At 40.4% G+C, this 22,583-nt stretch carries 19 protein-coding genes, 1 pseudogene and 1 riboswitch; of the genes and pseudogenes, 7 read left to right on the top strand and 13 right to left on the bottom strand.

The window, feature by feature from the left end:
- Window positions 1-39 precede the first annotated feature (39 nt).
- The 3 genes from EAX61_RS06080 to EAX61_RS06070 are packed head-to-tail and all read right to left on the bottom strand — an operon-like array spanning window position 40 to window position 3,003.
- Window positions 40-834, bottom strand: coding sequence for an ABC transporter ATP-binding protein (locus tag EAX61_RS06080; RefSeq protein ID WP_121916777.1), 795 nt, complete (start codon window positions 832-834; stop codon window positions 40-42).
- Window positions 834-1,862, bottom strand: coding sequence for a FecCD family ABC transporter permease (locus tag EAX61_RS06075; protein ID WP_121916776.1), 1,029 nt, complete (start codon window positions 1,860-1,862; stop codon window positions 834-836). The genes EAX61_RS06080 and EAX61_RS06075 overlap by 1 nt, the downstream gene beginning before the upstream one ends.
- Window positions 1,852-3,003: an ABC transporter substrate-binding protein gene (locus EAX61_RS06070; RefSeq protein ID WP_236641992.1), complete on the bottom strand. Its 1,152-nt coding sequence runs from the start codon at window positions 3,001-3,003 to the stop codon at window positions 1,852-1,854. Before EAX61_RS06070 ends, EAX61_RS06075 begins: the two co-directional genes overlap by 11 nt.
- Before the next feature lie 345 nt (window positions 3,004-3,348).
- Window positions 3,349-3,558, top strand: a riboswitch (cobalamin riboswitch).
- Between the two features lie 29 nt (window positions 3,559-3,587).
- Between EAX61_RS06070 and EAX61_RS06065 the strand changes: the two genes are divergently transcribed.
- Together EAX61_RS06065 and EAX61_RS06060 are read left to right on the top strand one after the other, a co-directional pair.
- Entirely contained in the window at window positions 3,588-5,471 is a 1,884-nt protein-coding gene (locus EAX61_RS06065; protein WP_121916774.1) for a TonB-dependent receptor plug domain-containing protein, read from the top strand.
- 3 nt (window positions 5,472-5,474) lie between these two features.
- On the top strand, window positions 5,475-6,860 hold the full coding sequence (locus EAX61_RS06060) for a DUF5074 domain-containing protein (RefSeq protein ID WP_236641991.1): 1,386 nt from the start codon (window positions 5,475-5,477) through the stop codon (window positions 6,858-6,860).
- A gap of 159 nt (window positions 6,861-7,019) precedes the next feature.
- Here EAX61_RS06060 and EAX61_RS06055 read toward each other — a convergent pair whose 3' ends face one another.
- The 3 genes from EAX61_RS06055 to EAX61_RS06045 form a co-directional block, all read right to left on the bottom strand.
- Window positions 7,020-8,423 carry a S41 family peptidase gene (locus tag EAX61_RS06055; protein WP_161555202.1) on the bottom strand — a complete coding sequence of 468 codons (1,404 nt, stop codon included), beginning with the start codon at window positions 8,421-8,423 and terminating at the stop codon, window positions 7,020-7,022.
- 74 nt (window positions 8,424-8,497) lie between these two features.
- Window positions 8,498-9,181, bottom strand: a complete 684-nt coding sequence (locus tag EAX61_RS06050; protein ID WP_121916772.1) for a hypothetical protein — start codon at window positions 9,179-9,181, stop codon at window positions 8,498-8,500.
- On the bottom strand, window positions 9,174-10,415 hold the full coding sequence (locus EAX61_RS06045; protein ID WP_121916840.1) for an exo-beta-N-acetylmuramidase NamZ family protein: 1,242 nt from the start codon (window positions 10,413-10,415) through the stop codon (window positions 9,174-9,176). Before EAX61_RS06045 ends, EAX61_RS06050 begins: the two co-directional genes overlap by 8 nt.
- Window positions 10,416-10,451: 36 nt before the next feature.
- Between EAX61_RS06045 and EAX61_RS06040 the strand changes: the two genes are divergently transcribed.
- Window positions 10,452-11,687 (top strand): ABC transporter permease, encoded by a 1,236-nt coding sequence (locus EAX61_RS06040; protein WP_121916771.1) that lies wholly within the window; start codon window positions 10,452-10,454, stop codon window positions 11,685-11,687.
- Between the two features lie 121 nt (window positions 11,688-11,808).
- Here EAX61_RS06040 and EAX61_RS06035 read toward each other — a convergent pair whose 3' ends face one another.
- Window positions 11,809-13,242, bottom strand: coding sequence for an SDR family oxidoreductase (locus EAX61_RS06035; protein ID WP_121916770.1), 1,434 nt, complete (start codon window positions 13,240-13,242; stop codon window positions 11,809-11,811).
- Window positions 13,239-13,670, bottom strand: coding sequence for a hypothetical protein (locus EAX61_RS06030; protein WP_121916769.1), 432 nt, complete (start codon window positions 13,668-13,670; stop codon window positions 13,239-13,241). Before EAX61_RS06030 ends, EAX61_RS06035 begins: the two co-directional genes overlap by 4 nt.
- 214 nt (window positions 13,671-13,884) lie before the next feature.
- On the opposite strand from EAX61_RS06030, the gene argS reads away from it, so the two are divergent.
- On the top strand, window positions 13,885-15,660 hold the full coding sequence (gene argS, locus EAX61_RS06025; RefSeq protein ID WP_121916768.1) for an arginine--tRNA ligase: 1,776 nt from the start codon (window positions 13,885-13,887) through the stop codon (window positions 15,658-15,660).
- A 13-nt stretch (window positions 15,661-15,673) separates the two neighbouring features.
- On the opposite strand, the gene EAX61_RS06020 is transcribed toward argS, so the two are convergent.
- Entirely contained in the window at window positions 15,674-16,501 is an 828-nt protein-coding gene (locus tag EAX61_RS06020; RefSeq protein WP_236641990.1) for a T9SS type A sorting domain-containing protein, read from the bottom strand.
- 107 nt (window positions 16,502-16,608) lie between these two features.
- Between EAX61_RS06020 and EAX61_RS06015 the strand changes: the two genes are divergently transcribed.
- The 3 genes from EAX61_RS06015 to EAX61_RS06005 all read left to right on the top strand — a co-directional run bounded on the left by EAX61_RS06015 (window position 16,609) and on the right by EAX61_RS06005 (window position 20,286).
- A complete protein-coding gene (locus EAX61_RS06015; protein WP_121916766.1) occupies window positions 16,609-17,127 on the top strand; it encodes a hypothetical protein in 519 nt (172 codons plus the stop codon).
- Between the two features lie 317 nt (window positions 17,128-17,444).
- Entirely contained in the window at window positions 17,445-19,241 is a 1,797-nt protein-coding gene (gene typA / locus EAX61_RS06010) for a translational GTPase TypA (RefSeq protein WP_121916765.1), read from the top strand.
- Window positions 19,242-19,473: 232 nt separating this feature from the next.
- Window positions 19,474-20,286: a Cof-type HAD-IIB family hydrolase gene (locus EAX61_RS06005; RefSeq protein WP_121916764.1), complete on the top strand. Its 813-nt coding sequence runs from the start codon at window positions 19,474-19,476 to the stop codon at window positions 20,284-20,286.
- 35 nt (window positions 20,287-20,321) lie between these two features.
- Here the strand turns inward: EAX61_RS06005 and EAX61_RS06000 are convergent, their stop codons facing one another.
- The 4 genes and pseudogenes from EAX61_RS06000 to EAX61_RS05990 all read right to left on the bottom strand — a co-directional run bounded on the left by EAX61_RS06000 (window position 20,322) and on the right by EAX61_RS05990 (window position 22,527).
- Window positions 20,322-21,422: a poly(ethylene terephthalate) hydrolase family protein gene (locus EAX61_RS06000; RefSeq protein ID WP_121916839.1), complete on the bottom strand. Its 1,101-nt coding sequence runs from the start codon at window positions 21,420-21,422 to the stop codon at window positions 20,322-20,324.
- Window positions 21,423-21,465: 43 nt separating this feature from the next.
- On the bottom strand, window positions 21,466-21,666 hold the full coding sequence (locus tag EAX61_RS16620; RefSeq protein ID WP_236641989.1) for a two-component regulator propeller domain-containing protein: 201 nt from the start codon (window positions 21,664-21,666) through the stop codon (window positions 21,466-21,468).
- Window positions 21,667-21,810: 144 nt separating this feature from the next.
- Window positions 21,811-21,906: pseudogene (locus EAX61_RS16745) on the bottom strand (hypothetical protein); the annotation flags it as partial.
- A 54-nt stretch (window positions 21,907-21,960) separates the two neighbouring features.
- The gene (locus EAX61_RS05990) at window positions 21,961-22,527 is read right to left on the bottom strand and encodes a two-component regulator propeller domain-containing protein (protein WP_121916763.1); all 567 of its coding nucleotides are present in this window, start codon (window positions 22,525-22,527) and stop codon (window positions 21,961-21,963) included.
- Window positions 22,528-22,583: the final 56 nt, after the last annotated feature.

The raw sequence follows: 22,583 nt of genomic DNA, 5'->3' as shown, positions 1-22,583 counted from the left end.
AGATAAAAATTAACCGCGCCTCACAGTCAAATTCCAAACTTATTTATCAATAGAAAACCGAATCGACTCCCTATCAAAAAGAACAGTTTTAGACGGAAATAACCCATCTATTACGCCGTCCTCAATCAATTGTTGCGGAGTATCAAATCGTGCGAGACCCTCTTGCATCACAACAACCTTATCGCAGAGTTGTAGCGCGTATTCTATATCGTGAGTAGAAAACAATACGGTTTTACCTTGCTCGTGGGCAATGGATTTTAGGAGTTGTAAAATAGAAGCTTTGTGGTGTAAATCCAGATGGGTCATCGGCTCGTCTAGAAGGATAAGCTGGGTGTCTTGTGCGAGTGCTCTCGCAATGAGGACACGCTGTAATTGGCCGTCACTTAACTCGTAGCATTTTCTGTCTTTAAACTCTAATGTTTCGGTGGCTTCAAGGGCGTATTTGATAATGGATTTGTCATTATCAGTTAATGTGCCGAGCCAATTCGTATACGGCTGTCTCCCCAGCGCCACCAGTTCCAGAACGGTCAGGTTTTTAGAAATTGCCTGTCCAGTAAGCACTACGCTTAACGATTGCGCAAGAATATCGGGTGTATAATTTGTAATAGATTTACCAGCAATCTCAATAGTGCCAGAAAGCGGTTCCTGCAATCCGGCAATTGTTCGGAGCAAAGTAGATTTTCCCGAACCATTGATACCGATAAGCCCTACGAGTTGGCTTTTTTTCAATTCTATGGAAATGTCAGAAGCTACAACCACATCAGATGATGAACCGGAGTAGCCTACGCTCAATCGATTTGTAAAAAGGACGCTATGTTGCTTTTCATTGCTCATTAAAACATCAATTTCTTTTTACGTACCAGTAACCAAATCACAACCGGAGCACCCACAATCGCAGTTATTGCATTTATGGGAAGCGTGAACTCACTATGCGGAATCTGCGCAATGGTATCACAAACAAGCATTAAAATTGCACCGCCTAGAATGACTGATGGCAACAAGATAATATGATTTGAGGTAGGAATAACTTGGCGTACTAAATGTGGAACAGCAAGTCCCACAAAAGCGATAGGCCCTGCAAACGCGGTGATGCTCCCTGCTAGTAAACTCGTGGCAATAATGATTAATAATCGCGCTCGGGAATGTTTGATGCCCAGCGTTTTCGCGTAAGCGTCACCCAGAAGAAACGCATTGAGTGATTTTAAACAGAATATGGAGATTAAAATACCAACCGTAAAACAAATTGTCAATATAGAAACACCTTGCCAAGAAAGGTCGCCCAGACTTCCAAAACTCCAAAACACGTAGCGTTGCAGTTCTTCGGCTTTACTAAAATAGGCTAGAATGCTGACGACGGCACTCGTAAGGCTTCCTACCATTAGCCCAATAATAAGAAGCGCCATCGTATCACGTATGCGACTTGCCACGGCAAGGACAATAAGCAACACCCCAAAACTCCCCAAACTCGCCGAAGCAATCAATCCCCATTTTCCACCGAGCACTCCCGCCGATATTCCCAAGGCCGTCCCGCCCAAAATATACAGCGCGACCCCAAAACTTGCTCCACTACTAATTCCGAGCACAAATGGCCCCGCCAGCGGATTGCGAAAAAGCGTTTGCATAAGCAATCCAGAAACTGCAAGTCCAGCACCGGTGATGATGGCCGTAATTGCTTTGGGTAATCTATAGTCGGAGATGATGAATTCCCACGAGGATTTTGAAACTTCTCCTCCTGTGAGGCTGGCAAAAACATCTTTTATAGGAATAGCAACAGACCCTAAACTGAGATTTGCCAGAAAGCAAACCACTAATCCTACGATAAGGACAAGAAACGTTGTGCGATATGACCTGCTACTCTCCAAGAGGCGTAAAAAACTGAGGTTCGTAATCGGGTAGAAGGTTGGGGTGCAAGAAATGTACAAGGTCTTTGAGTACTAAATCTGGTCGATTTGGAGCAAGTTCGTAGTACAATAATCCGCCGGTTTCTCCCTTTTTTGTGGCAAAGGTGTAGGCTTTTCGGTTCTGGAAAGCCTCAAATTTGGCATATACAGGATTGTCTTTTTCCAGTTTGGAATAGCTAGCATACTGTGCGGGAGCCACCCAGAAATCTGCCGTCTGTGCTTTTTCCAGTACAGATTCGATGCTTAGGGAGATGCTTCCAGTACCCTCGGTGTCCTTCCATAAATAGTTACCACCGGCATCGGCTATCATTTTGGCGGGCCAGCTGTTTCCGTGCGGGAGATACCACACGTCTTTAAACATCGCACCGCTCATCACCGTGGGTTTTTTCTGTACGCCTTGCGCCAGCTTTTTAGTTTCTATATAGTCTCTTTCTATTTCCGCAAAAATGGAATCGGCCACTATTTCTTTACCGAAAAGCACTCCAAAAAACTTGATCCACTCCGCCTTCCCTAGCGGGTTTTGCTCTACCCAATCGCCATTGTAAAGCACCGGAATTCCTGATCTAGCAATAGATTCCATCGCTTTATTTTCACCTTCTACGCCAAAACTTACCACAACATCTGGATTTAGGTCTATCGTAACTTCGGTATTTATGGATTCATTTTGTCCCAATTCTTTGATAGCTCCCGCCTTAATGCGGTCACGCGTTTTTTGGCTGGATATGTAGTCGTGATTCGGAAACCCAACCAGCGCATTTATCACACCCAGCATTTCTAATGAAGGAATATGCGTAGTAGACGTTACTACAATACTAGAAACAGGAACTTCAATATGCGCTGACGCAGAAAACTTTTTTATTTCTTGTTTCCGCTTTCGCGAAAGCGAACTATCCATCACAATATAAGTGTATGGTCGTTCTTGCTCAGGAAAAGCTCCCGTCACGCGTATCGTCTTGTAATCCCCATTGTCTGCAATGCTGAAACCTTGCGCCTGAGTGATTGTAGGAGATGAAACTAAAGCCGTTTTGGACGTTTCGACTCGTGTTTGCTGTTTGCAAGAAAACAGAATGAATAGGCTGATGATGAAGAGGGTGTTTTTCAAGGGTATGGTTTTGATTTTCGTTTTCGTTTTCGATTTCATCGCGGTAGTTTCGATACAATTTTAAACTGCGCTGTCGCTTCGTTTAAAATCACTCAACCACCTTAAATTTTTCTATCGATTTCGTTCTCGATTTCGTTTTTCGTTTTCATTGCGGTAGTTTCGATACAATCCGCCGAAAAGGCGGACTACTCAACCACAGATTGTGCTTTTTTTGTCCTACGTCCTACGTCAGATGGCGCCAGCCATCAAGTCCTACGTCTTTTTTCGACTTCGATTTCGTTTTTGATTTCACCTCCAAAAGTACCATTATTTCATTCCACACTCAAAAGGATAAAAGAAACAGCTATCTTTGCGTCGAATTTTGGTTCGGTAGCCGGAACACCCCAGCGCCGATTAAAAGGGAATCTCGTTCAAGTCGAGAGCTGTTCCCGCAACTGTAAGCTGTGTCTGAGCAATCAGAAAGCGTTGCAACTACAAGCCACTGTCCTAAGGTGTTAGGGTGGGAAGGCGCAACGCGAAGCAAGTCAGGAGACCTGCCTTAATTCTTAACAAACAATCACTGTCTTCGGGTAAAAGATGGCTGAATGATGAGATATTTTATAGCATTTTTATGTTTGATGGGTAGCATTACTTCATCACTGTATGCGCAACTGGACTCGCTTCAAGTGTTGCCAGAGGTGATTGTGAGCGATGTAAAACTGCGTGATTTCTCGCAGGGCTTACGGGTGGAAACGCTTCAAGACTCTGTGATACGCTTGCAAAAGACGGCTCTTACAGATGTGTTGCGCAATAACTCCCTCATTTACTTTAGAGAAAATGGAATAGGTGGTGTTTCATCACCGTCATTTAGAGGGACATCTGCACAGCAAACAGCGGTGGTCTGGAACGGTATCAACATTAATTCTCAATTATTAGGTCAAACGGATTTTAATACCATTTCCTCCAGAAACTACGACAATATCACTGTGCGCAGTGGTGGTGGAAGCATTCCTTACGGGAGCGGAGCGATAGGTGGGAGTGTACACCTCAATAATGACATCAGTTTTTCAAATAGATTTGAGAATGATGTCACATTAGGATACGGGAGTTTTAATACGCCATTCGGCAATTTAAAAACGAGATATAGTACCGAAAAGTTTTATGCAGATGTTGCTGTGGACTATTTTGAATCAGAAAATGATTTTGAGTATTTAGACACGGATAGCGTAAATGAGAATGGAGCTTTTGAAACCGTAAACCTCAATGCAAACTTTGGGTTTGTACTGCCAGATTTGGGCGATAAGAAACAACTTATAAAGGTCTATCACAACTCATATTTAGGCGACCGCGAATTCTCTGGAACGCTCACCGCCGTTTCAACCGCAGGATATCAAGATAGAAATACTAGGACGCTGGGAGAATGGGATGTGTTGAGCAAGAACTTTGACTCAAAGCTACGACTCGCGCATATTTATGAGCAATATCGTTTTTATACAGACAGTGACAATCGTGACAATTTTTCCTCTGGGAAGGCGATACGCTACACGGCAAACTATGATTTTACCTACCGTTTTGGGAAAAACAAACGCCTTAAAACGATTGTAGACTATACGTCGGTAAACGGTGAGGGTTCCAATATTGTTGAGAGCACAAGAAATACCTTTGCAGTGGTCGGGCTTTGGCAACATCAGGTGACTAAAAAGTTGGATTATGGAATTCAGATAAGACAAGAGACTACACCAGATTTTGATAGTCCTATTCTTTTTGGAGTAAATGCAGGTTACGCTTTTTTACCACGCGATTCGAGTGGCGCATTAGGGTACAAACTATCCGTCAATGCTTCTCGTAATTACAGAGTGCCCACTTTTAATGACCTATTCTGGAACGGCGCTGGCGCTATGGGAAATCCAGATTTAATGCCTGAATCCAGCTATCAAGCTGAAATGGGGCACGAGTTTACATTAAAAAACTTGCAGGGACACATTACAACCTATTACATCCAGTCTGATAACCAGATAAACTGGCAACCCAACAATTCAGGAGTTTTTATGCCCGTTAATGTAAATGAAGTACAAAATTATGGTGCTGAAGTTACAGCAAATTACGCACACACTTTTGGAGAGCATACAGCCTCAATTTCTGGACAGTACGGCTATACGAAAGCTACAGATGTGGAAAAGGAAACCCAACTCATTTATGTGCCTGTACATAAAGTTGTGGGCGGAGTGGGTTATGACTGGCGTTTTCTTTCGGCGGGATATCAGTTTTTGTACAATGATGAGGTCTTTATCACTACCGATAATAAGCAAACCTTGAGCGGGTATGCTGTATCCAATTTTAACCTCGATTTTAAATTATTAGATAAACAGGCGCATCAGGTTGCGCTTTCGCTTCAAGCGAAAAATATATTTAACAAAAACTACCAAACGGTAGCCTTTAGACCTAATCCAGGTCGCAATTTTTTAATTCAAACCACCTATTCTTTTTAAATTATGAAAAACTTCAAGATTTTATTTTTACTAGCCGTGTTTTCGGTCTTTGCAATTTCGTGTGAGAACGATGATGATACGATATCTGAAAGTGGATATACTATTACTGCCGATCGTGAATCCGTTCTGGAAGGCGACGGTACTGTAAACTTTACTATTACCGCTCCTGTTGCTGATGTTCTTGAGCAAATTACTTTTGAAATAACTGGAACTGCAGGTCTTGTAGATTTTGGTGTGGGTGATCCGAACTCTGTGACATTACCTGCAGGTGCTAGCGAAGCAACCATTTCTTTTTTTATTAACGAGGATGATATGGTCGAAGGCGATGAAACATTTACGGTTACTTTAAAATCACGTGAGAATGTCGCACTCTCTCCAGAAAATCAAGTAAGTGCTACAGTAACAATCATAGATAATGATACGTTCCCGTTTGCAAATGGACTTTTAATTTCTAATGAAGGGCCTTTTCAGGGTGGATTTGGTACTGTAAGTTTTGCTAGTGCAGATTTACAAACCATTGAAAATGATATTTACCAAGATGTAAATAATGATAACCTCGGTAATATTGTACAATCCATAGGTTTTAATGGTGACCAAGCTTATGTCATTGCAAACAATGCAAATCGTATTACCGTTGTAAACCGTTTTTCTTTCCAAGAAACTGGTCGAATAGAAGCAGGATTGAATAATCCACGCTATTTGACATCTATAGGAGGAGTGGGATATGTTACAAACTGGGGTGACCCATCTGTAGCTACAGATGATTTTATCGCTATTATAGATCTTAATACAAATACGGTGACGACAACCATTCCAGTAGGTGAAGGACCAGAACTTATAGTGTACAATGGAACAAGTTTATACGTTGCTCATAAAGGAGGATTTGGAGTAAACAATATTGTTTCGGTAATTGACCCTATGACGAATGGAGTTATTTCTGAAATAACTGTAGGCGATGTTCCTAATGGGCTTCAACTTGTAGGCGATGATCTTTGGGTACTGTCCGGAGGAAGTCCTGCATTTACAGGTAACGAAACTGCTGGGTCATTAGCTCGTGTTAATACGGTGACTAATACTGTTGAAATGCAAATGGACTTTCAAACGACACAACACCCTAACTATCTCAATACAGATGGTGATAATCTCATTTATTTTCTAGATGGAACCGTTTTTTCTCAAAATACCGTCAATCCGTCAACACCTCCTAGTCCACTATTTACTTCATCTTTTTTCTATAATATGAACGTAATAGGTGATAAGCTATACGGTTGTAATGCAGGAGACTTTGCAAGTAATGGAACGGTAGAGGTGTATGATCTAGCCACAGGGAATCTGGATGCAACTTTAGAAGTGGGGATTATACCTGGGAATGTGTATTTAAATGAGTAGTTTGGAGTAAAGAGTATTGTATCCTACTAAATTCAAAAATCGCCTGAGTATAGCACTCAGGCGATTTTATTTTATTGTGTTTTCGCTACTTCGACTTCGCTCAGCACGAGATTTGCAGAAATTTATACCAAATTCCTTTCGGTAGCGGTATATGCATTACTAATCCACAATCATACGTTGGTAAAGCAGGTCATTCTCATCGCTTTCATAAGCCGAGTTTAATCGCGGGAAGTCTAAATCAATGGAGCTTCTTCTTCCCAAAATAGCATCATAAGCCGCTTGCGTTAATGGATCACTGGTTTCTCCCAGAACGCCCAAGTTAAAGGCGTTTTCTGAAATTTCTGTGTTGGGTGCAATGCCGTTAAAGTAATCGGTAAACCCATCGGCGTTTATGGATTTTAAGACGAGAGGTAGCATTACGTAACGATGTCCTAGGTTCGCATCTGAGCGTCTAAAGTTAGGAGCTGGGGCATCATATAGCAAGAATGAACCTTCAAATTTTCCTTCGGTCGTGGTTCCTATTTGATTAATCGAGATATATGGGCGGAGACCGCTCAGGATAAGTTCGCTGGCCGATGCTGTGTTGCCCGTGGTTATAACTTGAACCTCATTAAGGTTTAGGCTATTGATTGCGGGACCATCATTGCCACTACCTAAATTATTATTAAAGCGACGTGTAAACTCGTTGTCTGGATTACGATCCTCATTGTACTCCTGGGTTATGAATTCCTGACCTTCAAACTGCCCTGTAATCATCGTACATAGGTCATTTGCCGTTTCTATAGAACCACCACCATTATAACGTAAGTCCAAAATCAAATCTGTCACACCCGAAGCCTTAAATGTTCCAAAAGCTTCGTTAAGCTGTGTATCAAATTCATTTGTAAAACCTGTGTAATGCAGGTAACCTATTGTTTTTCCTTGCACCTCAGTCACAGAGACTTTATGTACAGGGTTGATGTTAAGTTGTGCTTGAGTTAGTGGAATATCATTGCCATTTAAAGTAAAATTCGTACCGTCGTAATCTGCAAGGTTTATAGTATATGCGTCTGCTCCAAAAATTGCATTTAGGTCGGAGTTGTCTGTAAGAGCTACACCATCTACAGCAGTAAAAAGCATACCACGCTCTACTCCAGCAGTAGCTGCCGGACTATTATTAATTACATAACGTACAACGCCAAAAAGATTATTACTATTTGGGTCTTCTACAATAGAAAATCGCATCCCTGTCGAGGTTCGAATTCCAGCAAGAGCATTTTCAAGTTCAATATAATCTGACCTCAATATGCTGAAACGGTCTCTTTGAGATTTTAACGCTTCAAAGGCATCTTCAGGAGTTGCAAACTGTTCTAGGAATTCTCTGCGCTCACCGTCAGATGCAAACGCGTCGTTTGCAAGTGCTGGCACATCTCCTTTATAAAGTGACCAAAAGTTTAAGCCACGATATACGAAGTCCGAAATTTCTGTAGCAGAAGAGATTCTTATTTCATCATCTATATCTGTTGTACAAGAAGAAAAGGTAAGAACAGAGAGTAGTAGGATTAGTAGGGCTTTTATATTCATTGTCATAGTTTTTTATGGATAACGTGAATTTATGGATTTTAGGGTGTTTACGCTTTCGCGAAAGCGCAAAAAAGTCAATTTTGAATGTAATTGCTAAGATACTTAAAGATTTCAGGAATTTCTCGATGCACTTTTTCAAGTGCTTTCTTTGAGGTACGATACCCTAAATAGGTCGAAAAATAGGCTAGAAGCTTACATATTGAGCTTCCGTCGGAAGCGTAAAAATTTATGCTTTTTAGTTCTGGAATAGGAGTGTTCTCTACGCTTTCGATTTGTACGGGAAGCCAAGGCGTTCTAAAGAAATCTGCACCCTGCTTGTTGAATAGTAATATAAGTTTGGGTTGTGTTTTAATGATTTGTGCTTTGGTGAGCTCGAGTTGTTCTTGTAGAAATTCTCTTCCGTTTTTGTCTTTTAAGAAATATTTGAGTTTTACTTGTTCTGAGTGTTTTTGGTAAAATAGGTCTGTGTAGGATATTTTATGTTCAGAATATGGCTCTAATAATTTATAGAATTTCTTAAAGTACATATCTTGAGATTGCAATGGGTAGTCATAGGAATAACCATCTTCAGAAAGGAAATTCGTGCGCAGTGAGGGGTTCATCCCCATAATCAGTACATCTGCGTTATAATCTATATCAGAAAATGCAAAACCCTTTTTCAGTATTTCGAGTTGTTCTGGACTTGTAAGTATGGATTCATATTTAGAGAATAAAGCTGATAATCGGCGGTAAAAATCTTCTTTCTGCTCCTTATTCATATATAAGATACTTTGCTCTTGTTTTCTTAAAGCTCTCAATATCTTTAAACCAGCCTTTTCTAATTTCTCTAAAAGTGTATCCTTCCTTAATTTGTTTTTCTAATTCGGTTGTTCCTGCATGTAGGGTAAAACCGTCTGTTTTAAAGAAGTTTACTTTGTCATTGCTTGCGTTGTAGGCTTCTACCAGCCATTCTAGGTTGACACGTTTTAGGTACGGTTCATTTCTTAGGTCTAAACCGTAGCAAAGGTTTCCTTTTTCTTTGGGGTCTTTAGAGCCAAAATTAGGCTCTGGCGTATACGTAAACGGATAATATTCTTTAGGTAAATGTGGTGAACCAAAAACTTGAAATTGCATTTCGGTACCGCGACCAGCATTTATAGTCGTTCCTTCAAAAAAGCCGAGACTGGGATACAAGTTTATAGATTTATCATTCGGAAGATTCGGGGAAGGTCTCGTGGGGAGTGAATATTTAGATTGATAGCTCCAGTTCTCAAGCGGGATTACGGTAAGCTCGCATTGCATCTTGTCTTTGAGCCAGCCTTCACCATTTACCATACGGGCATATTCTCCTATCGTCATCCCGTAAACGAGCGGGATCTCGTGCATTCCTAGGAAACTAGAATGTTGCTTTTGTAAAGTAGGACCATCTATATAATGGGCATTTGGGTTTGGTCTATCGAGCACAATGACGGGAACTCCTTTTTCTGCTGTCGCTTCCATTACGTGGGTGAGTGTAGAAATGTAAGTATAAAACCGAACGCCCACATCTTGAATATCAAAAACGATGATGTCTAATCCATCCAGTTGCTCTTGGCTCGGTTTTCTGTTTTTTCCGTGCAGGGAGATGATGGGAAGTCCTGTCTTCGGGTCTTTTCCATCTTTTATTTTTTCACCCGCATCTCCGTCACCGCGAAAACCGTGTTCTGGCGAGAAAATCTTTATAACCTCAATATCACGTGCAATAAGGGAGTCTACAATATGAGTAGCATTTTCCTTGTTGTGAGGATAGGATTTGAAAATAAGTCCGCTCTGGTTTGTGACGATTCCTACTTTTTTATTTTGGAGAAGTGGCAGATATTCGTCAATTCTATTTGCTCCTACGATAATAGAAGAATCAGCAATTTTTGAATCTTGAATTTTTAATTTTGAATTTTGTGGGAATGAGTCCGCTTTCGCGAAAGCGTTATCACTACCACCCACATTATTTCCACAAGAAATAAGGAGCGGGAGCATTAAAAAAAAGGTATTTTTGAGCAAAAGATTGAGCATTTGAATCTGGAATATTTTATAGCAAAACGCCTGAGTAGCACCGCATCGTATAAAAGTAGTGCATCTTCGACGATTATTAAAATTGCCATTGTTGCCATTGCCCTCGGGATGGTGATGATGCTGGTTTCTGTGGCGACAAGCATCGGGTTACAAAAGACTATTCGTGAGAAGGTATCTGCTTTTGGAGGTGATATTCTCATTTCAAATTTTGACGGAAACAACAGCGCCGAAACCATAAATCCCGTAAGTACAAAACAAGACTTTTATCCAGCATTTACAGCCGTTCCAGAAGTAGCACATATCCAAGGTGTAGCCGTAAAGGGCGGTATCATTAGAACCCCGACAGACTTTGAAGGCGTCCTCGTAAAAGGCCTCGGCGCCGACTATGACTGGTCGCGCATAGAAGATTATATCATTGAGGGGAGAAAACCAGATTTTACCCAGCAAAAATTAAATGGCGAGACGCTCATTAGTAAATATCTGGCCAATAGGCTGGGATTTAAGCTGGGAGATAAAGTGTTGGTTTATTTTGTTCGAGAGGAAGAGCAGGATGTAAAACCCTTGCGACTGGACATTGTGGGAATTTATGAGAGTGCTTATCAAGAATTTGACAAGGTCTATCTGATGGCAGATATACGCCACATCATCCGAATTAATCGCTGGGAAAAGGATGAGGTGGGTGCTTTCGAGGTGTTCGTAACCGATTTTGACCGTGTGCAGGAAATAAATAATGACGTTTACGAAAACTCTGGTTCTTTCCTGCGTTCAATTACTATAGGCGAGCGCAATTACCAGATTTTTGAGTGGATTAAATTGTTTGACTTTAATACGTACTTGATAATGGCTGTGATGATTCTTATCGCAGGCATTAACATCATCGTAGCTTTGCTTGTTCTTATTTTGGAACGTACCCGAATGATAGGTGTCTTAAAAGCCTTAGGAAGTTCAGATTGGAGTGTGCGCAAGATTTTTATTTATAATGCGATGTACCTTATTGGGCTCGGGCTTTTCTGGGGAAATCTCATCGGGCTAGGTATTATTTTTATCCAGCATTATTTTGGGGTGGTCACTCTTGATCCTGCGACCTATTATGTGAAGGAAGCGCCAGTTTACATAGACTGGGTGTATATTTTACTACTTAATCTAGGAGTATTTACGCTTTGTGCAGTGGTGTTGCTTATTCCTTCTTACCTCATTACGAAGATTAGTCCGGTTAAGGCGATACGGTTTGAGTAGGGAGAGGTCACCCTTCGACTACGCTAACCCTTCGACTGTGCTCACTCTTCGACTACGCTCAGGGTTCGGCTAGGAGATTTTTTATTTGATTTTTCGCTCTGAAATGTATTCAGAGTAAATTTCACGAGTATTTCCTATTTGCAATCCTCGATATCATACCATCAAAAATAAAATAGTGAAAGGGTATCATCGAGTACCAATATAAGCGACCCCATAAACCTTTAGGCCTGAAAGTAGCTGTTTGGTGGAGTACGTCATCGTCATCTATATAAAATTCCAGCCAAGCTTCTCCTGGAACGCGCATTTCGGCAAAAAGTAGAAGTCTGGGTTCTTCCTTATTTGCAAGTAACACGCGCCAAAAATCCAGCACGTCCCCGCTATAAATTTTATCGGGATGGGTGCGCCCACGACGCAATCCAACGCCACCTATGAGCTTATCAAAATATCCGCGTATTTTCCACATCCAGTTGCCGTAGTACCATCCGCGATTTCCGCCTATGGCCCATATGTTTTCGAGAGCGAGGTCTCTGTCTTTAAGTTTACGTGTTTGTTTATCCCGCAGGCAACCAAACTTTGGAACCTGGATATAATCGTCCAGATTTACTTTGATACGACCGCTCACGAGGCTGTCTTTCCAGCTGGAGGCAACTTGATTTTGTTCAATTTTGGCGAAAGCCAGTCTAATCGCTTCCTCATACGGAATTGGGTCTATGTCCAGCATTTCCTGTAGACGCTTGTCTCTGGTGATGACCTCAATTTTCATACTATCCACTAGATTGAGCGCAAGTTTGTAGGAGGTCGAGGTGATAAAATAAAGCCAGTAGGAGGAAAGCTTAGGTGACATCACGGGAACGGTGAGGATGTGCAGGGTGAGTCCGCGTACTTTTGCGTAGCCCTTCATCATCTCTCGATAGGTCAAGATGTCTGGTCCACCGATGTCGAAGGAGTCATTGTAGCAGTCCTCTCGCCCCAATACGCCCATTAAGTATTGTATAACATTGCGTATGGCGATGGGCTGGCAACGGGTTTTTACCCACTTAGGCGTAATCATTACGGGCAACTTCTCGCATAAATCCCGAATGATTTCAAAGGACGAACTGCCCGAACCCACGATTATTCCTGCCCTTAAGACGGTAAGCGAGGCGTTTCCTTTATACAGCGTATCCTCTACGTTCTTACGTGACCACAGGTGCCGACTAAGATTCTCCTCATTTACAATGCCACTTAGGTAGATAACTTGCTTACAATCTGTGGCATTGATATAGGTATTAAAATTGAGCGCAGATGTCTCTTCTTTTTCATCAAAATCCCGAGTCGAACTACTCATCGAGTGTATGAGGTAGTACGCCACATCAAGGTCTTTGGGTAAAAGCGATAAGTCCGGCTCTTTTAAAAAATCTATCTCGATAATGGTAATTTGCTTGCGCACAGATTTTGACACCGAAAGTCGCCCAGCGTCTCGGACAGTACAAATAATCTCGTGACCTTCCTCTAGCAATAGCGGTAGTAACCGCATTCCTATATATCCGTTTGCTCCAGTGATGAGGACTTTCATAAGTCTTCTATATTTGTGGGTGCTTGAGAGGCTTTTGCCTCAAGGATGCGCTTCATAAAATTGTGGACTTTTTTGTCTTTAGCTTTAGCCTCTATTTTAATGAAATAGTTGTCGCGATAAATGCTGTATTCCTCTGCACGACCTTTATAAAGGTTTAATTTCCAGTACGGAATAATGAGCCCGTAGGAATCCAGCAATGCACGGAAACCCACAATAATCCCATTAGGGCGCAATTCTATATTGCACTTATTTGTGTACTTATCCAGCGCTAGCAAATTTTGTACTTGGATACTCGAGTCCGTAATGATGAGGTGTCCTAAGCCAATACCCCGTTGTTTTATCCTTTCTCGCAAGCCAAAGGCAGGACCAACTTCCTTATCTATCTTTCGGCGTATTTCTGGGTTGTTGTAAGAAACATTCAGTAACATTTTTTTCTTTTAAAGATACGGGTTTAGGTGCTTTATAGGAAGGCTAGGTTTGAATTTTGGCATATCTTTGTATTTCATAAAAATATCCGCGCAGGCGGATATCTCGTTTTTAAAATAGAAGTATTTTTTGGGGTTTAGTACGCTTTCGCGAAATTTACTCTGAAGTGATTTCAGAGCGTAATCTCAAAAATCAAAAGCATTCATAGCAATCATTATGTCCTTACAAGCAACCATAACAGAACACGTAAAAAATGCCGTTCAATCCATCTTTAATGCAGAATTGGGGTCTGTAGAATTCCAAGCTACGCGTAAGGAGTTTGAAGGAGATATCACGGTAGTCGTTTTCCCAATGTTGCGCGTGGTAAAGGGAAATCCCGTACAGATAGGAACCCAAATAGGCGAATATCTGGTCGAAAACGTGGACGAAATAACAGCATTTAATGTTGTCAAAGGTTTCTTGAATCTGCTTATTGCAGATGCACATTACTTAGACTTTTTTAAGAGTGTAAAGGGCGATGAAAACTTTGGAACCAGCGCTCCAGAGGGAAAAGCAGTAATGGTAGAATATTCGTCACCAAATACGAACAAACCGCTTCACTTAGGACACATACGTAACAACCTTTTAGGATATTCAGTATCTGAAATTATCAAAGCCTCGGGCAAGAAAGTGTACAAAACGCAAATCATAAACGATCGCGGGATTCACATCTGTAAGTCTATGCTGGCTTGGGAACGTTATGGAGATGGAGAAACTCCGGAGTCTACAGGTTTGAAAGGGGATAAACTAGTTGGGAATTATTACGTAAAGTTTGACCAAGAATACAAAAAAGAAATCGCCACGTTAATCGCTCAAGGTAAAACCGAAGAGGAGGCAAAAAAACAAGCACCGTTATTACTTGAGGCGCAAGATATGCTCTTAAAATGGGAGGCTGGCGATCCTGAAACCGTTGCACTCTGGAAGAAGATGAATGGTTGGGTGTACAAAGGTTTTGAGGTCACTTATAAAAATCTGGGCGTAGACTTTGATAGCTATTATTACGAGAGCAATACCTATTTATTAGGAAAAGATAATATTGAGGAAGGACTGGAAAAAGGCGTTTTCTACAAGAAGGAAGACGGCTCTGTATGGTGTGACCTTACAGATGATGGTCTGGACGAGAAGCTTGTACTACGTTCTGACGGAACAGCCGTATATATGACCCAAGATATTGGGACGGCGATACAGCGGGTAAAGGATCATCCAGATGTAGGCGGTATGATTTATACCGTAGGAAATGAGCAGGATTATCATTTTAAAGTGTTGTTCTTGATTCTTAAAAAACTTGGGTATGATTGGGCAAAAAATCTGTACCACCTTAGCTATGGTATGGTAGATCTGCCTTCAGGAAAAATGAAATCCAGAGAAGGAACGGTGGTAGATGCAGATGATTTGATGCAGGAAATGACAGATACCGCCCGAGCAATATGCGAGGAGCAAGGAAAGCTGGAAGGTCTCTCAGATGAAGACAAAGCCAGGACACATAAAATGATAGGTCTAGCAGCTTTAAAATATTATATTCTGAAAGTAGATCCACAAAAGCGCATCCTCTTTAATCCAGCCGAGTCTGTGGAGTTCCAGGGAAACACGGGACCGTTTATTCAATATACATTTGCTAGGATTCAATCTATATTAAGAACGGCTAAGGAGGTGAAGGTAGCCACAGATTTTTCTTATGATACGCTCGAGGCGAAGGAAAAAGAGTTGCTCAAACTATTACAGGAATATCCTGCAACCATTGCCCTAGCTGCCGAAAATCATAGCCCTGCCATAATTGCAAATTATTCCTACGACCTTGCCAAAGAGTTCAACTCGTTCTACCAGCAGATTACCATTTTAGGAACTGACGATATGGATGCAAAGGCTTTTCGCGTAGCCTTGAGTGGGAAAGTTGCTCAGGTTTTAGAAAGTGGCTTTGGATTGCTGGGGATTGAGATGCCGGAGCGGATGTAGGGTTATTGAATAACTATTTTTTTACCAATCGATAATTGCCCTCTTTCTGATTGGTTGTAGTGATTTTGAGCAAATACATTCCAGTTTCTAAGGTAATTAATACCTGATTTAGGTTATTGATATTTTTGGATTTGGAAACTGTTTGACCTAAACTATTCATTAGGGTAAATGTTTCAATTTTCTCTGTGGTTGTTATCTCAATATTATTTTCAACTGGATTTGGATAAAATTTGAAATCTAAATTTGTGATGTCATTTAGCCCTAAGATTCCAAAATATATAAATTGTGTACTTTCAATAATATCGGGTTCTGCATCTAGTGCAGCTTTTAGATCTACAACATTACAATTACAAGCTGCATCATATATTCTCCTTAAATGTGACTGCTGTGATGTCGCAAAAAATTGCTCTGAGAAGTAAACAGAATATTCTTCAAAAATTTCGTTTAATCGGTCGTTTGTGGTAATGAGGTTTCCATTTGCGGTAGTATTTCCTGTCAAATCGCCATCGAATTCGTCTAAAAGTTGATATTCCATAAGATCAGTGTATGCTCCATTCTCAGGGCTGATAGTTGCTATTTCTACAACACTTAAATAATCATTTAGCTCTTGGGCAAAATTGCCCGTGTCACAATTGCACTCTACAAAATGAACTCTTGGCCCTAATTCTTGAACATAATGTTGTCCAGGATAATATGCGGTAGCACCGTTTTCAATAAATATTTGATTAAGACCATCGTCATTAGACTCAGGAATATAACCAGTATCGACAGCGTCTCCAGCTGGGTAACCGATATTTTGGTCAATGAGTCTTATTTGAATAGTATTGGTCTGACTGTGCATTGATAAAATGAATCCAAGTACTAGTAAGAAAAAGCTTAATTTCATTATTTTGTTATTGATGTCAGAAATATACAAATTCTAATCTTCTATCAGACTTCATCTTTCAAATGGTCGACAACGGAATTCTTTTATTAAGTATCATTGGAATTGCGCTTGCTATTATTTTTGTTTGGTACTTTCTGATGAAATATGTTTTTAAGAATATTGTTTTGGGTGATTCCATATCACCTGCAGAACGGTTTACGATATTAGAAGAAACTCACCAGCGATACTTGACGCATCGAGTACTTTCGGCTGGGGAATTAAAAAATGCACCTTTTGAATTGGAGTCTTTGTTTATACGATGGTCGCTTGAAGCTACTCGATATGAATTTGTCGAAACTTTGGATTCAAAGACGGAAGAACATCGGTTCTTTTGGCTCATTGGGAAAGCGTCTGTTTTGTTTTTTCCTTTTAATAAGAGTCGATTGGAATTAAAAGAAGAAGTACGACCAGAGATTATTAATCAATTTAAATCTATTTTACCTCCTTCTGAAATTATAGTAAGCGATTGTTGTCCTGCTTGTGGGAGTGCTTTCTCTAAAAAAGAAGCACATTGCATTGATTGTGGCCTTGTTATTAAATAACCATTTCTGAATTTTGAATCGTGTGAACTCCCCGCGTTAAGGATAGCAGCGGTTACCCCGCACGAATGGAGGTGGTTGAGTGTCCCGACGTCAAGTCGGGATGTATCGAAACGTCCATAATGAGGAGGAGTATGAGCGGATAGCCTGACCGTAGGGAATGCCCAAGTCATATTACTAAATTGTTACTATTTTCTTATTCTCATCTATTAGGATTTTATCTCGTTAATATGTAGTACTTTTGCACCGCCAAAATAGGCACCTGATGCACAGGTGTTTTGAGGTATTAATTTAAAGATTCCGCCTAGGCGGGCATTTGTATGGATATTAGAAACATCGCAATTATTGCACACGTAGACCACGGTAAGACGACGCTGGTTGATAAGATTATGTATCACTGTGAACTTTTCCGAGAGAACGAGTCTAAGGGTGAGCTTATTCTGGACAATAACGACCTAGAGCGTGAGCGTGGGATTACCATTACGTCTAAGAACGTTTCGGTAATGTACAAAGGCACAAAAATTAATATTATAGATACGCCTGGTCACGCCGATTTTGGTGGAGAGGTAGAGCGTGTTCTAAATATGGCAGATGGTGTGTGTCTTCTTGTAGATGCCTTTGAAGGACCGATGCCACAAACGCGTTTTGTGTTGCAAAAGGCACTTGATCTTGGGTTAAAGCCTTGTGTGGTTGTAAATAAAGTAGATAAGGAAAACTGTACGCCAGAAGAAGTACACGAGAAGGTTTTTGACCTAATGTTTGAGCTTGGAGCAGAGGAGTGGCAGCTAGACTTCCCAACTGTGTACGGTAGTGCAAAAAATAACTGGATGTCTGACGACTGGCAGAAGCCTACAGACAGCATCGAGCCTTTACTTGAGATGGTGATGGAGCATATCCCTGCGCCAGAAATTGAAGAAGGTTCTACTCAAATGTTAATTACATCACTCGATTTTTCTTCATTTACAGGACGTATCGCTATAGGTCGTCTTAACCGTGGTGAGCTTAAAGAAAATATGCCTGTTGCCCTAGTAAAGCGCGATGGGACTATCAAAAAGACTAGAATTAAAGAGTTACATATTTTTGACGGTTTAGGTCGTATAAAAGTTGAGAGCGTACAAGCAGGAGATATCTGTGCGATTGTAGGACTAGAAGGTTTTGAGATAGGTGATACCGTAGCCGATTTTGAAAACCCAGAAGGTCTCGCAACTATTGCAATAGATGAGCCTACGATGAGTATGTTATTCTCAATTAACGATTCGCCATTTTTTGGTAAAGACGGAAAATTTGTAACGTCACGTCATATTAAGGATCGTCTAGCAAAGGAGCTAGAAAAGAACCTTGCTCTTCGTGTAAATGATACAGATAGTGCAGATAAGTTTTTAGTGTATGGACGTGGTGTAATGCACCTCTCCGTATTAATAGAAACAATGCGCCGTGAGGGTTATGAATTACAAATCGGTCAGCCTCAAGTAATTATAAAGGAAATAGATGGATTAAAGTGTGAGCCTATAGAGGAACTTACAATTGACCTTCCTGAGACTGTTTCTGGACGTGCCGTGGAGTTTGTAACAATGCGTAAAGGAGAATTACTCTCTATGGAGGCAAAAGGTGAGCGTATGATTATAGAATTTATGATTCCATCACGTGGTATCATAGGATTACGTAATCAGTTGCTTACTGCTACAGCTGGAGAGGCAATTATGGCACACCGATTTAAAGAATATCAACCGCTTAAAGGAGATATTCCAGGAAGAATAAACGGGTCGCTTGTATCTATGGAAAACGGAAATGCGATTCCTTACTCCATCGATAAGCTTCAGGATCGCGGAAAATTCTTTGTTGATCCAGGAGAGGATATTTATGAAGGACAGGTTATCGGTGAGAATTCTCGTCAGGATGATATGACTGTAAATATTACAAAAACCAAAAAACTGTCTAACGTACGTTCTTCTGGAGCAGATGATAAGGCTAAGATTGTTCCTGCAATTAAATTCTCTTTAGAGGAAGCTTTGGAATATATCCAAAAGGATGAATATGTAGAGGTTACACCTAATCATTTAAGATTACGTAAAGTATACTTAAAAGAGGTAGATCGTAAGCGTAACAAAATTACTTAAGTTAAGAATTCTGAAGTAGACGCGCTCTACTTCTTGAGAATCGATAGCAATTACCGAACCCTTAGCGGAGTCAAAGGGTTTTTAGACAACTATCGAATCATAATTACAAATCCTCATCGGCAACGGTGGGGATTTTTGATTTTGTCTCAAATCTCAAATCTCAAATCTCAAATCTCATCCCTAATCCCTCATCCCTCATCCCTCATCTACATGCTCTCCTTATCTTTGTTGTATGAAGAATGAGATAAAAGCTTTCTGCACAGACATAGACGGAACGTTACTCAATGCTGAGAGATGGCTAAGTAAGCTTACTGTTTCCGCTTTCGCGAAAGCGGACTTACCCATCATCTTCGCCTCGGCGAGAATGCCTAATGCGATGGGCTATTTACAAGATGGTCTCGGTATAAAAGGAGAAGCATTAATAGCCTACAATGGCGGACTCATATTAGGTAAAGGAGGAAAGCAGCTACAAAGCAATAACTTCTCCACCGAAGTATTAGAAAGACTCATTCCACATCACAAGAGCCGCGGTTATAATTTGAGCATTTACAGTCACAACCATTGGTTTACAGACAAGGAGGACGCGTGGAGCTTACGCGAAATAAATAACACGCGAGTCCACCCTAAATATCAATCAGTAACCGAAAGTCTCCGTTTTTTGGAATCTGAAAATTTAGGCATCCACAAATTGATGTGTATGGGTGCCGTTGCCGAAATAGACGAAATCATAACATTTTTAGAAGCAGATTTTTCTGATACTGTTCATTTTTACCGTTCTAAAGATACCTATGTGGAGATTACTCCTAAAAACATAGACAAAGCAAAAGCGCTAGAATTCTTGCTTGCTGCTGAGTTTGATTTTGATATAGAAAATGTAATATCCTTTGGCGATAACCATAACGATGTAGAGTTGTTACGTCGTTCTGGTTGGGGCGTTGCAGTGGCAAATGGAACTAAAAACGTTAAAGATATTGCAAACTACGTAAGCCCTTTTACAAACAAGGAGGATGCGGTCGCGCTGGCGGTTGCGGAGTTTGTGTTATGATATTAAAAATAAATCTTCTTAGATAAAATTATACTTTATCTATTTTCCTTAAGAATCTTAAAAGTTTTGCCATTTATGATTAAGTAGTACAAACCTTCAGGATATTCTGATATATCTATCTGTTTATCATTGCCTGTAAGCTCTCCATTAAGCATCACCTGCCCTAGAGCTGAAATGAATTGATATTGAACTTTACCATTACCGGGAATATTGATCATATCTTTTGCAGGATTAGGATAGGCTTCACTTACCTTTTGTAATCTATTTAGACCAAGTGAGCTGCATAAAAAATCCTGCTCTACCTTAGATGCTGCGGTAGGATTATCTAAAAGGTCATCTTCAAGTATGGAACAGTAACACTCATTACCCTCTACATAAAGTTTAAGCCACGATAGTGCTAATTGTCCTGTGGCACCGTCTCCACCGTTAGGTGTATTTGCAACGGAGTGATTACCATTTGCAATCTCAAATAAGAGTTTATCTGTCGTTATTGGTGTGGCATTATAGTGCACATCTGCGTGTTGGGCGGGTGGAGCTGTGGGGTCATTTTCGCCACTTAAGATGAGTATAGGACTTGAATGTTCAAGTTGTGGGTTACTTAAAAATGGGCATAAAGCAATTACCCCAGCAATCGTATTGTCCAATACCGCTGCGCGCTGCGCACCACCACCGCCCATAGACCACCCACTCACGGCGAGCCGATCTAAATTTAAATCACCAACTAAAGGTGAGTCTTCCCTCTCATTTTCTTGTCTTATGGTTTCTAAGGCATCTAGCAAGGCGATGGCTCGCTCCTCAGGAAAATCAACCAGAGAGTTTGTTCCTATTATAATGGTAACAATACCGTGAGACGCATAAAACGGTCCCCACTCTTGTACACTAGACGGTAGCGCTGTAAATCCAGGTACAATTGCAATACTTACGTAAGGGGGTATACCATCTGTAGGATAGTAAACCGTTGCACCATTATATTCTGGGCCATTGCGTAATCCATCTGCCTCAGTAAGTGTAGCTACTTGAAACGGACCTGGATTTATAAGGTCATCAACAGAGACATTATCACATTGAGCTATCACGGCATTGCACGATAACATAACGTATAGCGCCAGAAATAGGGAGAGATATAGGCTTTTCATTTTATTGTTTTTATGATGTGTTTGTTGTAGCTCTTTTTTTTGATTAATTATTTTTAAATTTTTCAAATGTTGTTCCATTGAATTTATACGCTCCATTTTCGTGAGTCCCAAGCCAAAGGTCTCCTTTGTTGTCTTTATAAATGCTGAATAAAGCAATTTGTTTGGATTTCTCTTTTATTGAATATTGCGTGATTTTTATTCCATCATATTTCCAAACACCATCACGGTAAGTTGCAAACCACAAATTATTATTGTTATCTCTTATTGTTGATAAATATTCATCTAAATTACTATCCTTTTTTCCGTCTAAACCGCCTATACTTTTGCGTCTTGTGTAAAATTTGTTGCCTTTTACTGTAGCACTGTCGTAAACACTATATCTATATTCTGTATTGAACCAAAAGTCGCCATTTTTGTCTTCTGTAATGGAACGTACGCCGTTTGCTCCCTCGTTACGAAACTCTGTTACATCTTCATCCGTTATCCATTGAAATGATTTTCCGTCATATCGACAAACTCCTACAGGATTAGTTCCAAATCAAATATTATCTTCTTTGTCTCTGTAGATACTGTAAACAGCAAATGGATTTGTGAGGTGTGGTGGATGTGGTAACTGTAATTCGAACAAAGTACTACTATCATAACGATATACTTTTCCCGTATCTTCATAAGAAGATTTAAACCAAATGTCACCAGAGTTAAGTTTCCAATTTTCACTTGGAATGGCCTTTAAGGTTGTAAATGTCTTTCCGTTAAATTTTGATATTTCAGATATTGCGTTTGCGCTGGAAAAATAGATATTACCAAATTCGTCTTCCTTTATTTCATCTACCCTGTTATCTAACAAACCGTGTTCTATGTTGTAATTAACTATTGTTTGTCCATCGTATTTATATACTCCAGCTTCCCAACTACCAAACCAATAATCGTTCCTACTGTCCTGAAAAATTACCATTACGTTATTACCAATTACTGGCACGGTATCACCCTTAAGAATGTTTTGAGCCTTAGCTTGTTTATTTAGTTTAACGGAAGTCTGTCCATTACAGGATGCCAATAAAATCAATGCGTTAAAAAAAATGAATAAGTTCAATTTTACTTTCATCTGTTTTATGACTTTTTGGTAGTCTTTGAGTTGTTGCTAACCAATTATGTAACAAC

Origin of the sequence: Dokdonia sinensis (assembly GCF_003688895.1) — a bacterium.
GTDB lineage: Bacteria > Bacteroidota > Bacteroidia > Flavobacteriales > Flavobacteriaceae > Dokdonia > Dokdonia sinensis.
The sequence above is the reverse complement of the archived record's forward strand: the minus strand, read 5'-3'. Positions and strand labels throughout refer to the sequence as shown.